General features: G+C 70.4%; 12 protein-coding genes and 1 pseudogene. 7 read left to right on the top strand and 6 right to left on the bottom strand.

Features of this window, described 5'->3' with window-relative positions; all coding sequences use genetic code 11:
- The first annotated feature begins 68 nt into the window (after window positions 1-68).
- From cimA to OG252_RS16795, 3 genes and pseudogenes are all read left to right on the top strand, one after another.
- On the top strand, window positions 69-1,673 hold the full coding sequence (gene cimA / locus OG252_RS16805; protein WP_266433409.1) for a citramalate synthase: 1,605 nt from the start codon (window positions 69-71) through the stop codon (window positions 1,671-1,673).
- A 232-nt stretch (window positions 1,674-1,905) separates the two neighbouring features.
- Window positions 1,906-4,751: pseudogene (locus tag OG252_RS16800) on the top strand (glycoside hydrolase family 3 N-terminal domain-containing protein).
- Between the two features lie 53 nt (window positions 4,752-4,804).
- Window positions 4,805-6,163, top strand: coding sequence for a hypothetical protein (locus tag OG252_RS16795; protein ID WP_329336967.1), 1,359 nt, complete (start codon window positions 4,805-4,807; stop codon window positions 6,161-6,163).
- Window positions 6,164-6,504: 341 nt separating this feature from the next.
- On the opposite strand, the gene OG252_RS16790 is transcribed toward OG252_RS16795, so the two are convergent.
- On the bottom strand, window positions 6,505-7,287 hold the full coding sequence (locus OG252_RS16790) for a serine protease (protein WP_266433403.1): 783 nt from the start codon (window positions 7,285-7,287) through the stop codon (window positions 6,505-6,507).
- A gap of 278 nt (window positions 7,288-7,565) precedes the next feature.
- On the opposite strand from OG252_RS16790, the gene OG252_RS16785 reads away from it, so the two are divergent.
- The gene (locus OG252_RS16785) at window positions 7,566-8,144 is read left to right on the top strand and encodes a YdeI/OmpD-associated family protein (protein WP_329336965.1); all 579 of its coding nucleotides are present in this window, start codon (window positions 7,566-7,568) and stop codon (window positions 8,142-8,144) included.
- Between the two features lie 106 nt (window positions 8,145-8,250).
- Here OG252_RS16785 and OG252_RS16780 read toward each other — a convergent pair whose 3' ends face one another.
- Window positions 8,251-8,859 (bottom strand): YceI family protein, encoded by a 609-nt coding sequence (locus OG252_RS16780; RefSeq protein WP_266433399.1) that lies wholly within the window; start codon window positions 8,857-8,859, stop codon window positions 8,251-8,253.
- Between the two features lie 230 nt (window positions 8,860-9,089).
- On the opposite strand from OG252_RS16780, the gene OG252_RS16775 reads away from it, so the two are divergent.
- From OG252_RS16775 to OG252_RS16765, 3 genes are all read left to right on the top strand, one after another.
- Window positions 9,090-11,378 (top strand): polysaccharide lyase 8 family protein, encoded by a 2,289-nt coding sequence (locus OG252_RS16775; protein WP_329336962.1) that lies wholly within the window; start codon window positions 9,090-9,092, stop codon window positions 11,376-11,378.
- A gap of 151 nt (window positions 11,379-11,529) precedes the next feature.
- Window positions 11,530-13,161, top strand: coding sequence for an acyl-CoA carboxylase subunit beta (locus OG252_RS16770; RefSeq protein WP_266433394.1), 1,632 nt, complete (start codon window positions 11,530-11,532; stop codon window positions 13,159-13,161).
- A 57-nt stretch (window positions 13,162-13,218) separates the two neighbouring features.
- Window positions 13,219-13,410: an acyl-CoA carboxylase subunit epsilon gene (locus OG252_RS16765; protein WP_266433392.1), complete on the top strand. Its 192-nt coding sequence runs from the start codon at window positions 13,219-13,221 to the stop codon at window positions 13,408-13,410.
- A gap of 166 nt (window positions 13,411-13,576) precedes the next feature.
- Here the strand turns inward: OG252_RS16765 and OG252_RS16760 are convergent, their stop codons facing one another.
- The 4 genes from OG252_RS16760 to OG252_RS16745 all read right to left on the bottom strand — a co-directional run bounded on the left by OG252_RS16760 (window position 13,577) and on the right by OG252_RS16745 (window position 18,471).
- Window positions 13,577-14,158, bottom strand: a complete 582-nt coding sequence (locus tag OG252_RS16760; RefSeq protein ID WP_026248371.1) for a GTP-binding protein — start codon at window positions 14,156-14,158, stop codon at window positions 13,577-13,579.
- Window positions 14,139-14,732, bottom strand: a complete 594-nt coding sequence (locus tag OG252_RS16755; protein WP_266433390.1) for a DUF742 domain-containing protein — start codon at window positions 14,730-14,732, stop codon at window positions 14,139-14,141. The genes OG252_RS16760 and OG252_RS16755 overlap by 20 nt, the downstream gene beginning before the upstream one ends.
- A gap of 96 nt (window positions 14,733-14,828) precedes the next feature.
- Window positions 14,829-15,242: a roadblock/LC7 domain-containing protein gene (locus tag OG252_RS16750; RefSeq protein WP_004983065.1), complete on the bottom strand. Its 414-nt coding sequence runs from the start codon at window positions 15,240-15,242 to the stop codon at window positions 14,829-14,831.
- Between the two features lie 10 nt (window positions 15,243-15,252).
- Window positions 15,253-18,471 carry a sensor histidine kinase gene (locus OG252_RS16745; RefSeq protein WP_329336958.1) on the bottom strand — a complete coding sequence of 1,073 codons (3,219 nt, stop codon included), beginning with the start codon at window positions 18,469-18,471 and terminating at the stop codon, window positions 15,253-15,255.
- Window positions 18,472-18,752: the final 281 nt, after the last annotated feature.

Raw genomic sequence — 18,752 nt, 5'->3', positions numbered from 1 at the left:
ACCATGTGAGGACGGTGGAGCCGGTCATTCCGGTACAGACCGAGATCCGACACAGGAGCCTTGACACCATGACCGAACCCAGCGAACTCGACGATTCCTTCCACGTCTTCGACACCACCCTGCGCGACGGCGCCCAGCGGGAGGGCATCAACCTCACCGTGGCGGACAAGCTGGCCATCGCACGGCACCTGGACGACTTCGGCGTGGGCTTCATCGAGGGCGGCTGGCCCGGCGCCAACCCGCGCGACACCGAGTTCTTCGCCCGCGCCCTGCAGGAGATCGACTTCAAGCACGCCCAGCTGGTCGCCTTCGGCGCCACCCGCCGGGCCGGCGCCAAGGCCGCCGAGGACCCCCAGGTCAAGGCGCTGCTGGACTCGGGCGCCCAAGTGATCACCCTGGTGGCCAAGTCGCACGACCGGCACGTGGAGCTCGCCCTGCGCACGACGCTGGACGAGAACCTGGAGATGGTCCGCGACACGGTGTCGCACCTGAAGGCCCAGGGCCGCCGGGTCTTCGTCGACTGCGAGCACTTCTTCGACGGCTACCGCGTCAACCCGGAGTACGCGAAGGCTGTCGTACGAGCCGCGTCCGAGGCCGGCGCCGACGTGGTCATCCTCTGCGACACCAACGGCGGCATGCTCCCCGCGCAGGTCCAGGCGGTCGTCTCGACGGTCCTCGCCGACACCGGCGCCCGCCTCGGCATCCACACCCAGGACGACACGGGCTGCGCGGTGGCGAACACGCTCGCCGCCGTGGACGCGGGCGCGACCCACGTGCAGTGCACGGCGAACGGCTACGGCGAGCGGGTCGGCAACGCCAACCTCTTCCCGGTCGTCGCGGCCCTGGAACTCAAGTACGGCAAGAAGGTCCTCCCCGACGGCAAGCTCCGCGAGATGACCCGCATCTCGCACGCGATCGCCGAGGTCGTGAACCTCACCCCCTCCACCCACCAGCCCTACGTCGGCGTCTCCGCCTTCGCCCACAAGGCCGGCCTGCACGCCTCCGCCATCAAGGTCGACCCGGACCTGTACCAGCACATCGACCCCGAGCAGGTCGGCAACACCATGCGGATGCTGGTCTCCGACATGGCCGGCCGCGCGTCGATCGAGCTCAAGGGCAAGGAACTCGGCATCGACCTCGGCGGCGACCGCGCGCTGGTCCAGCGGGTCGTCGACCGGGTCAAAGAGCGCGAGCTCAGGGGCTACACGTACGAGGCGGCCGACGCGTCCTTCGAACTCCTGCTGCGCGCCGAGGTCGAGGGCAAGCCCCTCAAGTACTTCGAGGTCGAGTCCTGGCGCGCGATCGTCGAGGACCGCCCCGACGGCACCCACGCCAACGAGGCCACGGTCAAGCTCTACGCCAAGGGCGAGCGCATCGTCGCCACGGCCGAGGGCAACGGCCCGGTCAACGCGCTGGACCGCGCGCTGCGGGTGGCCCTGGAGAAGATCTACCCCCAGCTCGCCAAGCTCGACCTCGTCGACTACAAGGTCCGCATCCTGGAGGGCGTCCACGGCACGTCCTCCACCACCCGCGTGCTCATCTCCACGTCCGACGGGGCGGGGGAGTGGTCCACGGTGGGCGTCGCCGAGAACGTGATCGCCGCGTCCTGGCAGGCCCTGGAGGACGCTTACACCTACGGGCTGCTGCGGGCGGGCGTGGAGCCGGCGGAGTAGGACATCGTTCGGCTGTCGCTCAAGGCCGGGGGCGCCACGCACACGTGGTGCCCCCGGCCTGTTGCTCGTCGCCGCCTTGGCGGACAAGTGGGGTGTGGGGGAGCGGGATCCGGGCAAAGTCGTGTGGTGCGAGGTCAGGGGTGCCGGGTGCCTTGACGGCTTTCTGGGCCACCAGTTCACTCACGGCGTGAGGTAAGCCACGAGTGGACGAAGAGAGCCAAGGGGGAGCTCCATGCGAAGAACCGCCCTGTTATCCGCCGCCGCCCTGCTGACCGGACTGCTTCCGATGGCGTCCGCGCAAGCCGCCGACGGCCCGGCCCCCGTCCCCGTCGACCGCTTCGAGGGCGAGGTCCCCTTCGCCGACCCACCCGCCGGAGGCATCTTCACCTGGGGCAGCGACACCGACGACCCGCCCGCCCTCGAGCTCACCGCCCGCGACGACGCCCCCGAGGGCGACAAAGCGGCGAGGCCTCCGAGCTCTGGACGACCTCCTTCACGGACGACTTCAGCGGCTGGAAACAGATCGAGCTCCCCTTCACCGACTTCACGTATCGCACGGACTACCAGCCCGTCGGCGGCATCGACCAGGTTCTCGGCCTGACCGAGACCTGGGGGTACGCCGTCACCCTGCCCGTGGGCGTCAAGGGCGAATTCGCCATGGACGCCGTCGAGTTGTACGGCAAGGCCGACCAGTCCCTGCGCGCGTCGGTGACCACGGACGCGGCCGTGTACCCGGTGGCGGAGGGCAGGACCGCCGCTGTCAGGCTCACCGTCGCCACCACCGGCGCCGCCCCGATCGACGAGCCGGTGACCGTCGCCTACGAGACGACCACGACCGGCACCGCCTCGGCCGACGACTTCACGCCGCTCAAGGGCGAGTTCACCTTCCCCGCGGGCACACCCTCCGGCACGACCCGCACTCTTGAGGTCCCCACTCTCAAGGACAAGAGGGCGGAGTCCGCCGAGACGATCCCCCTCAAGCTGACGGTCACCGGCGCCAAGCCCCCGGCCGAGACCCCGCAGATCGTCGTGGACGCGCACGGACTGCCGTATCTGAACAGCAAGTTGCCGGTGCAGAAGCGCGTCGCCGACCTCCTCTCCCGCATGACCCTCGCGGAGAAGGCCGGCCAGATGACCCAGGCCGAACGCGGCGCGGTCACAGCGCCCGGTGACATCGCCACGTACGACCTCGGCTCGCTGCTGTCCGGCGGTGGCTCGACACCGACGCCCAACACCGCAAAGGCGTGGGCGAAGATGATCGACGCGTTCCAGCTGCGCGCGCAGGCGACCCGCTTCCAGATCCCGCTGATCTACGGCGTCGACGCCGTGCACGGCCACAACAACCTGGTCGGCGCGACGATCATGCCGCACAACATCGGCATCGGGGCGACCAGAGATCCCCGACTGGCCCAGCGGACAGGCTCCGTGACCGCCGCCGAGGTCCGCGCCACCGGCATCCCCTGGGACTTCGCCCCCTGCCTCTGCGTCACCCGCGACGAACGCTGGGGCCGCTCCTACGAGGCGTTCGGCGAGGACCCGGCGCTCGTCGAGCAGATGGAGACGGTCATCCAGGGCCTCCAGGGAGCCCCGGACGGCAGGGACCTCAAGGACGCCGACAAGGTCCTCGCCACCGCCAAGCACTTCGTCGGCGACGGCGGCACCGAGTACGGCTCGTCCACGACCGGCACGTACACCATCGACCAGGGCATCACCAAGGTCACCCGGCAGCAGTTGGAGGCCGTGCACCTGGCACCGTACGAGACGGCCGTCGACCGCGGTGTCGGCACGGTCATGCCGTCCTACTCCTCGCTCGACCTCGCCGGCGACGGCCGGGGCCCGGTGAAGATGCACGCCCGCGCCGACATGCTGAACGGCGTCCTGAAGGGCCGGATGGGCTTCGACGGCTTCGTCATCAGCGACTGGGCGGCCATCGACCAGCTCCCGGGCGACTACGCCTCCGACGTCAGTACGTCGGTCAACGCGGGCCTCGACATGATCATGGTCCCGTACGCGTACCAGGACTTCCACGCCACGCTCCTGGACGAGGTCGAGGCGGGCCGCGTCAGCGAGCGGCGGATCGACGACGCCGTGTCGCGCATCCTCACCCAGAAGTTCCGGCTGGGGCTGTTCGAGAAGCCGTACGCCGACACGAGCGGCGCCTCCGAGATCGGCTCCGCCGGGCACCGGGCCGTCGCGCGCGAGGCGGTCGCCGAGTCCCAGGTCCTGCTGAAGAACGCCGGAGGGCTGCTGCCCCTGAAGACCTCGCAGAAGGTGTACGTCGCCGGCTCCAACGCCGACGACATCGGCAACCAGACCGGCGGCTGGACCGTCACCTGGCAGGGCTCCTCCGGTGACATCACCCCCGGCACGACCGTCCTGGAAGGGATGCGGAAGGCGGGCGGCGACGTCACGTACTCCAAGGACGCCTCGGCGCCTCTCGGCGGGCACGACGTCGGAGTGGTCGTCGTGGGCGAGACCCCGTACGCCGAGGGCGTCGGCGACGTCGGCAACGGCCACGACCTGGAGCTGTCCGCCGCCGACCGGGCAGCCGTCGACAAGGTGTGCGCGGCGATGGAGTGCGCGGTGCTGATCGTCTCCGGGCGCCCCCAGCTCGTCGGCGACCGGCTCGGCGACGTCGACGCGCTGGTCGCCTCCTGGCTCCCCGGCACGGAGGGCGACGGCGTGGCCGACGTCCTGTACGGCAGGCGGCCCTTCACCGGACAGCTTCCGGTGACCTGGCCGAAGTCCCAGGCGCAGCTGCCGATCAACGTCGGCGATGCGGCGTACGACCCGCAGTACCCGTACGGCTGGGGCCTGACGACGCTCGGCAAGGCCCCGGAGGGCGGGGCGGCGACGCTGAAGGCGCTCGCCGTCGCGGCCGCCGTGGCCGAGAAGGCCGGCGCCGAGGAGGCGGGACGCGCGCTCGTGACCAAGGCGCGGCTGATCGTCCAGCGGAAGGCGGGCCAGGACATCACGGCGGCGGTCGCGAAACCCTTCGCCGACGCGGACCATCTGCTGCTGACCGGACGGTACGGAAAGGCGGTGGAGAAGCTGACGGCGGCGTACCGGGCGTCCTGAGAGCCTCCGCCGCACGTATGTCTGATTGTGAGCCTTTCGGGTAGTTTCGAGGTATGAAGGCCGCGAACCCCGCCCGAGGCCCCATCGGTCTGCTGACCGCACTGGCGCTCGCCGTCCTGACCGCTCTGGCGGTCCTGATGGCGGGCGCCCCGCGCGCCTCCGCGGCCACCGACGTCTCGACGATCGCCGAGGCCCTCCGCGAGGACCCGGTCTACGTCGCCCCGGCCGCCGCCGACCAGTTGTCGTCCGCGGACGCGGACGCGCTGTCCGAGCAGATCAGGGCTGCCGACAAGGCCCTGTTCGTGGCGGTCCTGCCTGCCGACCAGCCCACGGAGAAGCTCTTCACCGACCTGCGCACCGCGACCGGCATCACCGGCCTGTACGCGATCCGTGTCGGCGACCGCTTCGACGCCCAGGCCGACTCGTCGGTCCTGCCGTCGGCCGCCGTGGACAACCTCGTCAGCAGCGTCGCGACCGAGAAGGACACCGAGACCCAGCTGGACGACTTCGCCGACCGCGCCCTGACCAACATGGGCGGCGCGGCCCCCTCCGCCTGGGACTCCACCGACAACGACGGCGGCGGATCCACCACCGCCCTGATCACCGCCGGTGCGGTCCTGGTGGCCGGCGGCGGTGGCGCGTACGCACTGGTCCGGCGCAGGCGGCGCCGGCACGAGGAGGAGCAGCGGGCCGCGCTGGAGAAGCTGCGGGTCGTGGTCGACGAGGACATCACCGCCTTCGGCGAGGAGCTGGACCGTCTGGACTTCCACCCCGGGGAGCCGGCCGCGACCGACGCCATGCGCGAGGACTACGAACGCGCGCTCGACTCGTACGAGAAGGCGAAGACGTTCATGGCCCAGGCCGTGAAACCGGAGGACGTCCGGGCCGTCACCCAGTCCATCGAGGACGGCCGCTTCTCCCTCGCCAAACTCGCCGCCCGCCGCGAGGGCCGGCCGCTGCCCGAACGCCGGGCGCCCTGCTTCTTCGACCCGCGCCACGGCCCCTCGGTCGCCGACGTGACCTGGACGCCGGTGGACAGCGCCGCGCGCGAGGTCCCGGTCTGCGCGGCGGACCGCACCCGCCTGGCCGACGGCCGCGACCCGGTGATCCGCGAGGTCGACACCGACCGGGGCCGCCGCCCCTACTGGGACGCGGGCCCCGCCTACGGCCCCTGGGCCGGCGGCTACTTCGGCGGCGGCATCCTGCCCGGCCTCCTCATCGGCACCATGCTCGGCAGCATGATGGCCACCCCGGCCTACGCGGCCGACTACGGCTCCGGCTACGGCGACTTCGGCGCCGCCGGCTACGAGGGCGGCGACGTCTCCGGCGCGGACTTCAACACCGACGACTTCAGCGGCGGCTTCGGCGGCGGGGACTACGGAGGCGGCGGGGACTTCGGCGGAGGGTTCTGATCCCCTGCCCCCGGCGGGGGTGCGCGTCCCTGGGGGGCTCCGCCCCCAGACCCCCGGACCTATGCCCACCCACCACCCGACGCGGTGGGTCGAGAGGCGAAGGCCGAGGGCTCCCTCTCATCCGACCGAGTCGGAGGTAGAGGGTCCCTCTCATCCCACCGAGTCGGGTGGTGGGTGGGCGAAGGCCGGGGGTCCAGGGGGCGGAGCCCCCTGGTACGGGGTCGAAGGGGCGGCGCCCCTGGAGGATGGGACGGGTAGGGGCGGCGGGGGCGAAACACGGCACGGGCCCGGCACAAGACGCACCGGACCCGCGGACGTACGTACGAGAGACGAGCCGCGCGTCAGAGCGACGACGCGGCCGAGGCGATCGCGGAGGCGAAGGTCGAGACCTCGGTGTACACACCGGGCGCGTTGGGCCGGGCGCAGCCTATGCCCCAGCTGACGATGCCGACCTGGATCCAGGCGTTGGCGCTGTCCCGTCGGAACATCGGCCCGCCCGAGTCGCCCTGGCAGGTGTCGACGCCCCCGGACGCGTACCCGGCGCAGATCTCCTCGGAGGCGACGAGACCGCTGTAGCCGCTGTAGGAACGACACGTGGCGTCGCTGACGAACGGCACACTGGCCTTCAGCATGTACCGCTGCTGTGCCCCACCCTCGGAGGCCGACCCCCATCCGGCGACGGTGAAGGTACCGGTGTTGTACTGGTTGGTCGTGGCGATCTTCAGCGTCGGCAGGTTGATGGGCGAGGCGAGCTTGATGAGCGCCCAGTCCTTGCCGGTGCCGTTGTAGCCGGGCGCCCGGTAGACGTAGGTGGACCGGACCTGGACCCGGCCGCTGGTGGACTGCAGGTCCACGACGCCGGCGGTCGCGGTGATGCTGGTGTTGGCGCCGGTCGAGCCCACGCAGTGCGCGGCGGTGAGCACGATCTGCTGGGTGTACAGCGCACCGCCACAGCCCATCGAGAGCCGGACCATGAACGGGAACTCGCCCTGCGCGGCGCGGGTTCCGCCGACGACGGGCGCGGGGGCGGCGGTGGCCGTCGAGACGGGCTGAAGGCTGGCGATCGCGAGGGCGGCGGCGCCGACGGCCGCGCATCTCTTGAGGGCCGTGAGGAGTCTCTTCAACGTGATGCCTTCCGTGGGGGGGTTGACCTGGGGACCGTGCAGCACGTGCGGGCGAAACACAGAATTGACGTGCGCATGACATTACTGACCACAAACAAATGCCCATGTGCTGGCATGGGCAGGTCAAATCTGTTGCTGGATTATGGGAACGCCGTAAGCACCGGCACAAGGGGTGTGATTCAGCCATGCGCGCAGCGCTCACCGGCCGCCTGGCGGGTGAGTGAACCCGAGGCCGAACGAGGACCGTTCCTGACCTACTCCCCGCCTACGGTGTCCCCATGACCGCCCCCGAAGACCCGCAGCCCCAAGCCTTCGAGACTGCCTTCGGCACCGCGACCGACCTCGACGCCTGGCTCACCGCCCACCCCGCGCCCCACCCCGGCCTCTGGGTGAAGGTCGCCAAGAAGTCCTCGGGCCTGCCCTCGGTCACCGCCGCCGAGGTCAACGACGTGAGCCTGTGTCACGGCTGGATCACCGGTCGGCGCAGGAGCCTCGACGCGACGCACTACCTGCAACGGATCACCCCGCGCCGCCCCGGCAGCCTCTGGTCGATGGTCAACGTCCGGCGGGTGGCGGAACTGACGGCGGCCGGCCGGATGCGCCCCGCCGGACTCGCCGAGGTGGCGGCCGCCAAGGCCGACGGCAGATGGGACGCGGCGTACGAGTCCCAACGCGAGGCCACGGTCCCCGACGACCTGGCCGCGGCCCTGGAGCGGAACCCGCGAGCCAAGGCCGCGTTCGAACGCCTCGGCAAGACCGACCAGTACCTCACCATGCTCCCCGTGCTGCGCGCCCGTACCCCGGAGAGTCGCGAGGCCCAACTCACGGCAAGTGTCAAGAAATTGGCTCAGGGATGACACGCCGAGCGCCCGCCCTCCCGGTGCGCCGGAGTGGAGGGCGGGTGCGCTCGAAGGCCGAAGGCCGCGTGGCGCGAAGGGGTCACCGGCGTTGCCGCCGGCTGCCTCACGCGTTCTTGATCGCCGAGATGTCGAAGTTCAGCTTGATCTTGTCGGAGACCAGGACGCCGCCCGTTTCCAGCGCCGCGTTCCAGGTCAGGCCCCACTCGGAGCGGATGAGCTCCGCCTTGCCCTCGAAACCGACGCGCTCGTTGCCGAAGGGGTCCTTCGCGGCGCCGTTGAACTCGAGGTCGATGGTGATCGGCTTGGTGACGCCGAGGATGCTGAGGTCGCCGGTGATGCGGTAGTCGTCGCCGCCCAGGGCCTCCGCCGACGTCGAGCGGAAGGTCATCGTGGGGAACTCGTCCGTCTTGAAGAAGTCCGCGCTCTTGAGGTGACCGTCGCGGTCCGCGGAACCCGTGTCGATGCTGTCCATCTTGACGTCGATGGACGCCGTGGACGCGGACGGGTCGCTGCCGTCGAGGTGCAGCGAGCCGCTGAAGTCGAGGAACTTGCCCTTGACGTTGGTGACCATGGCGTGCCGGGCGACGAAGCCGAGCGCGGAGTGGGCGGCGTCGATGGTGTAGTCGCCGGTCAGAGCGGCCAGGTCGGGGTTCACGGCGGCGGGCGCCGCGGCGGTCGTGTCGGTGCTGTCCTTGCGGCCGAAGATGCTCATCAGACTGCTCCTTGCCGTTGATGTTGAACGTTCAACCATGCCAACAGGAACGACGGTAGTCCTATTCCGGGCGCGCATCAACGTCATCCGAGGAGTGTTTGCGTGATGACTCCGCGGTGGTAGACGAGACGGTCATGAACCCCCAGCGCCGACGCTTCCGCCGACCCTTCGCCTTACCCGGACGCGGACGCGGGCCCACCCGCCGAGGCGTGCTGCTCACGGCCGCCTTGATGGCCACGACCGCCGCGCGAACCCCCGGACCGCCGGCCGACGACGACCCCTACGACGCCCTCCGCCGCCGCTGGCTCGACCTCGCCCTCGGCACCGGCTACGACCCCGCCACCGAGCCGTACGCCTCCCGCCTCGCCGAATCCGGCGACCTCGCCCGCGGCTTCCGCGCCACCATGGCCCCGACCCCCGCCTCCCTCTGGCCCGACCGCCCCTACGACCCGCCCTCCGGCATCACCCAGAGCTACGGCCGCCTGTGGACCATGGCCCAGGCCTACGTCCAGCCGGGCACCGGCTCCACCGCCGACCCCGCCCTCCTCACGGACGTGATCCGCGGCCTCGACCACCTCTCCGCCACCGTCTACAACCCCTCCACCACCCGCTACGGCAACTGGTGGGAATGGCAGATCGGCAGCCCCCGCCTCCTCATGGACCTCACGGCCGCCCTGTACGACCACCTCACCGCCGCCCAACGGGAAGCCGCCTGCGCGGCCGTCGACCACTTCATCCCCGACGCGATGCTCACCGACTACTCCGGCACCTCCACCGGCGCCAACCGCGTCGACCTGTGCCGCTCCGTCGCCCTGCGCGGCATCCTGGGCCGGGCCCCCGACCGGATCGCGCTCGCCCGGGACGCCCTCTCGCCGGTCTTCCCGTACGTCAGGCGGGGCGACGGGCTCTACGCCGACGGCTCGTTCGTGCAGCACACCTGGGTCGCCTACTCGGGGACGTACGGCCAGGTCCTGCTCGACGGCCTCGGCCGCCTCTTCGCGCTCCTCGCCGGGTCGCAGTGGGAGGTCACCGACCCGAACCGGCAGATCGTCCTGGACAGCGTGGAGCGCGCCTACGCGCCCCTGATCCACGACGGGTTGGTGATGGACTGCGTCAACGGCCGTGCCATCAGCCGGGGTTACCTCAAGAGCGACGACCGCCAGGTCCTGCGCAGCGACCACTTCCACGGACAGGGCGTCATCGCCGCCATCGCGCTCCTCGCCGAAGCGGCGAGCGCGGCGGAACGCGAGCGCTGGTACGGCCGTATCAAGGGATGGATCGAACGGGACACGGTGGCCCCGATCCTGACGGCCCGCCAGTTCGACGTGGCCGATCTCGCCCGACTGCACGCCGTCGCCGACTCCCCGGTCGCCGGCATCCCCGAACCCGTCGGCCACCACCTCTTCGCCGCCATGGACCGGGCCGTCCACCGCAGCCCCGCCTTCACGGCGAGCCTCGCCATGGCCGGCGACCGCATCGCGCACTACGAGTGCGGCAACGGCGAGAACCCGCGCGGCTGGCACACCGGCGCCGGGATGCTCTCCTGGTGGCCGACCGGGCGCAGCGGTCGGGCCGGTCCCGCCGATCAGTACACCAACTGGTACTGGCCCACCGTCGACTGGTACCGCCTCCCCGGCACCACCGTCTCCACCAAGCGTCTCCCCGACCGCGCGGGCGGCGAGTGGGGCGAGCCCAAGCCGGACGTGCGCTGGGTCGGCGGCACCACGGACGGCGAGTACGCGGCGATCGGCCAGCACCTCAAGGGGCTGGACTCCACCCTCCAGGCCCGCAAGTCGTGGTTCTGCCTCGCCGACGCGGTCGTCTGCCTGGGCGCCGGGATCACCTGCACCGACGGCGTCCCGGTCGAGACGGTCGTCGACAACCGCAACCTGGGCGAGGGCGGCACGCAGGACTTCGTACGGGGCACGGGCTGGGCGCATCTGGAGGAGCACGGCGGCTGGGTGATCGTGGCAGGGCACCTGCGGACCCTCCGCGAGGACCGCACCGGCGCCTGGTCCGACATCAACACCGGCGGTACGGCCGAGCGCCGCACCCGCCGCTGGCAGACCCTCTGGCTGGACCACGGCACCGACCCGGTGAACGCTTCGTACGTCTACGTCCTCCTGCCCGGAGCCACCCGCCGTACGGTCACCGCCCGCGCCGCCGACCGGCACTGGCTGTCGGTCCTCGCCAACGACGGCACCTGCCAGGCCGTCCGCGTTCCCTCTCTCGGCCTCACGGCCGCCACCTTCTGGCAGGCCGGGACCGCGGGCGGACTGACCGCGTCCGCCGGCGCGAGCGTGCTGGTCCGGCGCCGCGGCCGCACCGCTACCCTCTGCGTGAGCGAACCGCCCCGCACCGGCGAGCCGCTGGAGATCACCTGGGACCACCCGGTCGGCGCCGTGATCCGCGCGGACGACGCGGTCGAGGTGATCTCCGCAGACCGCCGACTGCGCCTTCGGGTCACCCCTGGGAGGGCATGTGCCACCCATCGATGTGAGGTGACTCTCACCGGATGAGTTTGTACGACCCCTACAAGCGCGGGGCCCTCTGAGCAGTCGGAACGGCTGCATGGCGGCGAGGTTCTGTTCAGTCGCACCAGGAAAACGGTCCGGAGACTGTACGGAGTCGACGGCGAGCTTTTCTTGGTGGGCTTCGTAAGGTCGCTACATGACCGTTTTGGATGAGGCGCCGGGTGAGTCGACGGACGAGTCGACGAGTGAACCGACGAGTGAGCCGACGGGCGAGCCGACGGACGCGCGCGGGCGGGTCGCCGAGCTGCACGAGATTCGTGCGCAGGCGCTGGCCGGCCCCAGCGAGAAGGCGACCGCGGCGCAGCACGCCAAGGGCAAGCTGACCGCGCGGGAGCGCATCGAGCTGCTCCTGGACCCCGGTACCTTCCGGGAGGTCGAGCAGCTGCGGCGCCACCGGGCGACCGGGTTCGGCCTGGAGGCCAAGAAGCCGTACACGGACGGCGTGATCACCGGCTGGGGCACGGTGGAGGGCCGCACGGTCTTCGTCTACGCCCACGACTTCCGCATCTTCGGCGGCGCGCTGGGCGAGGCCCACGCCACGAAGATCCACAAGATCATGGACATGGCCATCGCGGCCGGCGCCCCGCTGGTCTCCCTGAACGACGGCGCGGGCGCCCGTATCCAGGAGGGCGTCTCGGCCCTCGCGGGCTACGGCGGCATCTTCCAGCGCAACACCAAGGCCTCCGGGGTCATCCCGCAGATCTCCGTGATGCTCGGCCCGTGCGCGGGCGGCGCGGCCTACAGCCCCGCCCTCACCGACTTCGTGTTCATGGTCCGCGAGACCTCGCAGATGTTCATCACCGGCCCGGACGTCGTCAAGGCGGTCACCGGCGAGGAGATCACCCAGAACGGCCTCGGCGGCGCGGACGTGCACGCCGAGACGTCCGGTGTGGCGCACTTCGCCTACGACGACGAGGAGACGTGCCTGGCCGAGGTGCGCTACCTGCTGTCGATGCTCCCGCAGAACAACCGCGAGAACCCGCCGCGGGTGGAGCCGGGCGACCAGGTGGACCGCCGCGGGGAGGTCCTGCTCGACCTGGTCCCGGCCGACGGCAACCGGCCGTACGACATGACCAAGGTCATCGAGGAGATCGTCGACGACGGCGACTACCTGGAGGTCCACGAGCGCTGGGCCCGCAACATCATCTGTGCGCTGGCCCGTCTCGACGGCCAGGTGGTGGGCATCGTCGCCAACCAACCGCAGTCCCTGGCCGGGGTCCTGGACATCGAGGCGTCGGAAAAAGCTGCACGCTTTGTCCAGATGTGCGACGCTTTTAACATCCCGATCATCACTTTCCTGGACGTCCCCGGGTTCCTCCCGGGTGTCGACCAGGAGCACGGCGGGATCATCCGGCACGGAGCGAAGCTGCTCTACGCCTACTGCAACGCGACCGTGCCGAGGATCTCCCTGATCCTGCGCAAGGCCTACGGAGGTGCGTACATCGTCATGGACAGCCAGTCCATCGGTGCGGACCTCACGTACGCCTGGCCGACGAACGAGATCGCCGTGATGGGTGCGGAGGGTGCGGCCAACGTCATCTTCCGCCGCCAGATCGCCGAGGCCGAGGACCCCGAGGCCATGCGGGCCCGCATGGTCAAGGAGTACAAGTCCGAGCTGATGCACCCCTACTACGCGGCCGAGCGCGGCCTGGTGGACGACGTCATCGACCCGGCGGAAACCCGCGAGGTTCTGATCAAGTCCCTGGCGATGCTGCACACCAAGCACGCCGACCTGCCCTCCCGCAAGCACGGCAACCCCCCGCAGTAACCCCGCGGAACCTCTGCGGTACCCCCGCGGAAACCTCTCTCACGGAGACTGACGCCCATGAGCACCCCTGACATTCGTGTCGAGAAGGGCCACGCCGAGCCCGAGGAAGTCGCCGCCATCACGGCCATCCTCCTGGCCCGCGCGGCGGCCCAGCCCTCCACGCCCCCCACCCACCGCGGCCGCCGGAAGGCAGGCTGGCGCCGCCTGGAGCGCGAGCCCGGCTTCCGCGCCCCGCACAGCTGGCACTGAGCGCTGTACAACAAGAAGGGCCCCTCTTGAGAGGGGCCCTTCTTCGTGCCCCAAAGGGGCGCGGGGCTGTATCGATAATGCGGCTCCGCCGCGTGGGCGCGACCAGCCACTGAGCACCCGCAGACGGCGTACCACCATCCGCGGCAGCCCAGTGGCCGCACGTCGACTACCGCAAGCGAGCCATCAACGCGTGCTCGACCAGCGTGATCAGCGCTGACTTGGCATCCGCCCGATGCCGAGCATCCGTAGTGATGATCGGAGTGTCCGGACCGATCTGCAGAGCTTCCCGCACCTCGTCCGGGTTGTACGGCTGGTTGCCGTCGAACCCGTTGAGGGCGATCACAAACGGGAGACCCGAGTTCTCGAAGTAGTCGACCGCGGGGAAGCAGTCGGCGAGGCGGCGGGTGTCCACCAGCACGATCGCGCCGATGGCGCCGCGCACCAGGTCGTCCCACATGAACCAGAAGCGGTCCTGGCCGGGCGTACCGAAGAGGTACAGGATCAGGTCCTGGTCCAGCGTGATGCGGCCGAAGTCCATGGCGACCGTGGTGGTGGTCTTGTCTCCGGTGTGGGTGAGGTCGTCGATGCCCGCCGAAGCAGACGTCATCACGGCCTCGGTGCGCAGCGGGTTGATCTCCGAGACGGCGCCGACGAACGTGGTCTTGCCCACGCCGAAGCCGCCAGCCACCACGATCTTCGCGGACGTGGTGGAGCGGGAAGGCCCTCCGCTAGAGCTTGCGAAGTCCACTGAGCACCCTTTCGAGCAGTGTCACGTCTGGCTGGCCGCCGGCGTTCTCGTCGCCGCCGGGCTGATGGATGGCGACCAGGCCCGCCTCCGCCAAGTCGGCGACGAGGATCCTGGCCACGCCGAGAGGGATCGTCAGGAGGGCCGAGATCTCGGCCACCGACTTGATCTCACGGCAGAGGTTGCAGATCCGCTGATGCTCGGGCAGCTGGCCCTGCATCTGGTGCGGCTGCGCGGTGGTGTGCACCAGTGCCTCGATGGCGAGCTGGTAGCGCGGGCGGGTCCGGCCGCCGGTCATGGCGTACGGACGCACCAACGGGTTGTTCGCCGCCCCGGCGGGCGCCGGCTCGGGGGAGCGTCGCTGCGGCTGCACGGGCTGGATGCGCGGCGCCTGCGGCTGGTCGTACGGCGACGGCCCGGGACCCTGGGGGCCCTGGGGCGCGTACGGCTGCTGGCGCCGCTGGCTCGGGGCGGAGGGGAAGTTGTAACGGTTGGGGTTCTGGGAACCGTCGCCCGGGCCCTGGGCAGGGCCGTACGACCAGTTGCCCGAAGGTGAACCGCCTGGGGGTGTTGCCACTTTCTCTCCTCCTCCGACTGTGCCGGGCACCCATCACTGTGGAGCCGCGTCCCGAAACCTTATGGCCTCGGGACGTCAAAACGCACCGTGTGTCTGTTAGTTGAGAAGGCTCCCTTGGAGCTCCGCACGCAGATCGGGTGTCAGGACCGTACCGGCACGGTCCACCAGAAGCGCCATCTCGTACCCAATGAGGCCGATGTCCGCCTCCGGATGCGCGAGCACCGCGAGCGACGAACCGTCGGAAATGGACATGATGAAGAGGAATCCCCGCTCCATCTCCACAACCGTCTGGTTCACGCTGCCGCCCTCGAAGATACGGGAGGCGCCTGCCGTCAGTGACGTCAGACCGGAGGCGACGGCCGCGAGCTGGTCGGCACGGTCGCGCGGAAAGCCTTCGGACATCGCCAGAAGGAGTCCGTCGGCGGAGACCACCACCGTGTGGGACACCCCCGGGGTGTTGTCCACGAAGTTGGTGATCAACCAGTTCAGGTTCTGCGCCGCCTGGCTCATCGGGCTCACACTAACGCTCCTGGTTGTAGGTGCTGTCAGAACCGAAGCCCTGACCGTTCGTTTCGCTTCCTGCGCTGCGGCCCCGCTCGACACCGCGGCGCAGGTTGCTCAACCTGCCCCGGACGTCCTCGGGCGCGCGGGAGACCTGTGGGCCCCCCTGGGGGGTGGATTCGGCGGCTCCCTCGACCAGGTTGGCCTTGGGCACCCGCCGCGGCAGACCGGAGGAGGTGACCCCGCCCGCCTTGGGCTTGCGGAGCGCTGAGGCCTGCTGCCAGCGATCGTCGTTCGCCGAACGCCAGTCGCCCTTGCTCTCCGCGGGGGCCGACGGCTCCGGGCTCACGTGCCGCGCGGCACCCGAGCCGTTCGCACCGCTCGGGGTGGATCCGCGGCGCGGGAGGCCGGCGTCGGTCAGGTCGTGGCTGGCGGAGGAGGTCGGTCCCGGTCGGTCGAAGCCTACGCGGTCCCGCTCACTCACGTCAGCGGCCTGCACGGATTCCGCTTGCGGAGCGTACTGGTCCGGGTAGCCGTTGCGGTAGGTGTCCTGCTGCGGCCAGTCGTCCTGGTAGGACTGCTCCCCGAAGCCCGAGAAGGTCTCGGGAGCGGCGGCACTGGGCTGCGCCTGCTCCTCACGGACCGGCTCCGGATACGTCGGCTCGGGGTAGCCGCCGTTGGACGAGAAGGCGTCGTTCTGCGGCAGGCCGCCGTTCGGCGCGTAGTACCCCTCGTCGTACGCCGGCCGCTGCGGGTCCTCGTAGGCCGTCTGCTGCTGCTCTTCGTACGTCGGCTGCTGCGGGTCCTCGTACGCCGTCTGGTGGTCGTACGACGCCTGCTGCTGCTCCTGGTAGCCGCCCTGGCCGTCGAAGCCCTCTGCGTAGCCGGGGGAGTCGGGGGACTGCTGGTCGGGGCTCGTGCCCTCCAGGGCCGCGCGGCGCTCCTCCCGCATCAGCGAGCGGCCCACCGGGTCCAGCTCGCGGATGTCGTCCGGGACCTGGGTGTAGCGGCTGTCGTCGAAGCCGAGCTCCGCGGCCGTGCGCATCGGCAGGCCGTTGTTGAAGTTCTCGCCCTGGAAGTTCGGCTGCTCCGGGATGATCTGCGAGACGGTGAACTCGTCGCGCTGGTGCTCGCCGCCGCCACCGCCGTGCGTGATCGCGTCGGGGAGCATGACCAGCGAGGTGGTGCCTGCCTGCTCGCCGGAGGGGCGCAGCTGGACGCGGATGCCGTGCCGGTCGGACAGCCGGCCGACCACGAACAGGCCCATGCGCTGGGAGATCGCGGCGTCCACGGTCGGCGGGTTGGCCAGCTTGTGGTTGATGTCCGCGAAGTCCTCGGCGGTGAGGCCGATGCCCTTGTCGTGGATCTCGATCATGATGCGGCCGTCGGGGAGACGGGTCGCGGTGACGCGGACCTTGGTCTGCGGCGAGGAGAACGTGGTGGCGTTCTCCAGGAGCTCGGCGAGCAGGTGCACGAGGTCGGTGACCGCGCGGCCGTGGATCTCGGCCTCCGGGACGCCCGACAGCTCGATGCGCTCGTACTGCTCCACCTCGGAGGAGGCGGCGCGCAGCACGTCGACCAGCGGAACCGGCTGGTCCCAGCGGCGGCCCGGCTCCTCGCCGGCGAGGACCAGGAGGTTCTCGCCGTTGCGGCGCATACGGGTGGCCAGGTGGTCCAGCTTGAAGAGGTTCTCCAGCTGGTCCGGGTCGGCCTCGTTGTTCTCCAGGTCCGTGATCAGGGTCAGCTGGCCCTCGATCAGAGACTGGTTGCGGCGCGACAGGTTGGTGAAGATCGCGTTGATGTTGCCCCGCAGCAGGGCCTGCTCGGCGGCGAGCCGGACGGCCTCGCGGTGGACCTGGTCGAAGGCCCGGGCGACCTCGCCGATCTCGTCCCGGGTGTTGATCGGGATGGGCTGGACGCGGGTGTCGACGCGGCCGGGGTCGGTGCGCGAGAGCTGGTCGACCAGCATCGGAAGGCGCTGCTCGGCGATACCGAAGGCGGCGTTGCGCAGCTGGCGCATCGCGCGGCTCATCTGGCGGGCCACCGCGGCGGCCAGGATGAAGGCGAGGAGCAGGGCGATCACGACGGCGGCACCCACGATGAAGGCGTCACGGCGGGCCTCGTCGGCGATGCTGGAGGCCTCGCTCACCGCCTTGTCCGCCAGATCCGACTCGATCTGCTGGTAGGCGTTGTACTTGAGGGTGTTGACCGCCCACCAGTTGTCGGCGGTGATGCCCTTCTCGGCGAGCGCCTGGCGCTCGCTGGTGTCCGTGGACGTGAGAGTCCCGATGCCCCTGACCATGTCGACCGGGTTGGACGGCGGGGGCACGTAGTCCGGGTTCTTGGCCGCGGCCTCCTTGGACATCGCCGCGCCGTCCGCCTTGATCTGCTTCTCGGCGTCGCGGAGCTTCTGCTCGTCCGCCTCCGTGCCACCGCCGATGTACTCGTTGACGGCGATGCCCTCCAGGTACGCGTACGAGGAGAGGGCGACGCGCTGGGTGGCGAGGTCGGTGTCCTTGGGGCCCGGGCTGACCAGCAGATGCATGCCGATGGAGCGCTGCAGCGACAGGGCCGCCTTGGTGAGCTCGATGGCGTAGACGGTCCGGCCGTAGCTCGTGATGTTGCCGGTGCCCAGACCGAGCTCGTTGGCGAACTCCGTCAGGGGGTGCGCGACGACGGTGTAGCCCTCTTCGGTCTCCACGCCCTTGAGCTTGGTGGTGTACGCGTTCGTGCGCAGCGCCTGGAGCTTGGGCTCCTCGTCGCGGAACAGCTGCAGACGGCGCAACAGGCCGGGTGTCTGCGGCATGGTCTGAGCCGCCTCGTCGAAGGCGTCGGCGGCCTGGTCCGTCTTCTTGCGGGCGGCCGTGACGACGGCCTTGTCCTTGCCCAGCAGAATCGGGGCGACCGTGCTGTCCCGCTCGACGTAGAGGGCGTCGGCGTAGTTGAGGGACGCCCGCACCAGACGCGCGGTGTTCTCCGCGTCCTCGGCCTCCTGCCAGGTGTCGATCGAGCTCTTCACCTGGAAGCCGCCCATGACGAGGCCGACGACCACGGGTATGAGCAGGATCGCGTTCAGCCTGGTCGGCACCCGCCAGTTGCGCGGGGAGAAACGGCCGCCGCTCGTCGGCGGCGCGGCCGTTGGCTCCGAACCGGGCACAGGGGCGGGCGCCGCTCCGCGCGGCGGCGGGGTGAAGTTGCCCCGGGCCGACGGCTCGGGACCGTTCTTGCTTCGCCTCACTCGACCAACAACCTTCCGGCGGTCGGCACCTTACGTTGTGCCGCAGTGTCTCAGAGCCCGGTGCGCCATCGACTGGGGACTACGTCTTTGACTATTGGGCAGTTCAGGCATTCCAGCACGTCGGCCTACGCAGTTCCAAACAGTGCAGGGCAGGGATTCGAAGTGATGTAAGCCCCAGATAAAACGGTCATAAAGAGCGAGCCCCGTCAAAAGACGGGGCCTTCGTGCGCGCAGCGACACCACTTGACCGCGACGAGTGGCCGTACCACCCGATTCCTCTG

This window comes from Streptomyces sp. NBC_01352, assembly GCF_036237295.1.
Taxonomy (GTDB): domain Bacteria; phylum Actinomycetota; class Actinomycetes; order Streptomycetales; family Streptomycetaceae; genus Streptomyces; species Streptomyces plumbiresistens.
Note: the sequence above shows the minus strand (reverse complement) of the source record. Positions and strands in the feature narration are given on the sequence as shown.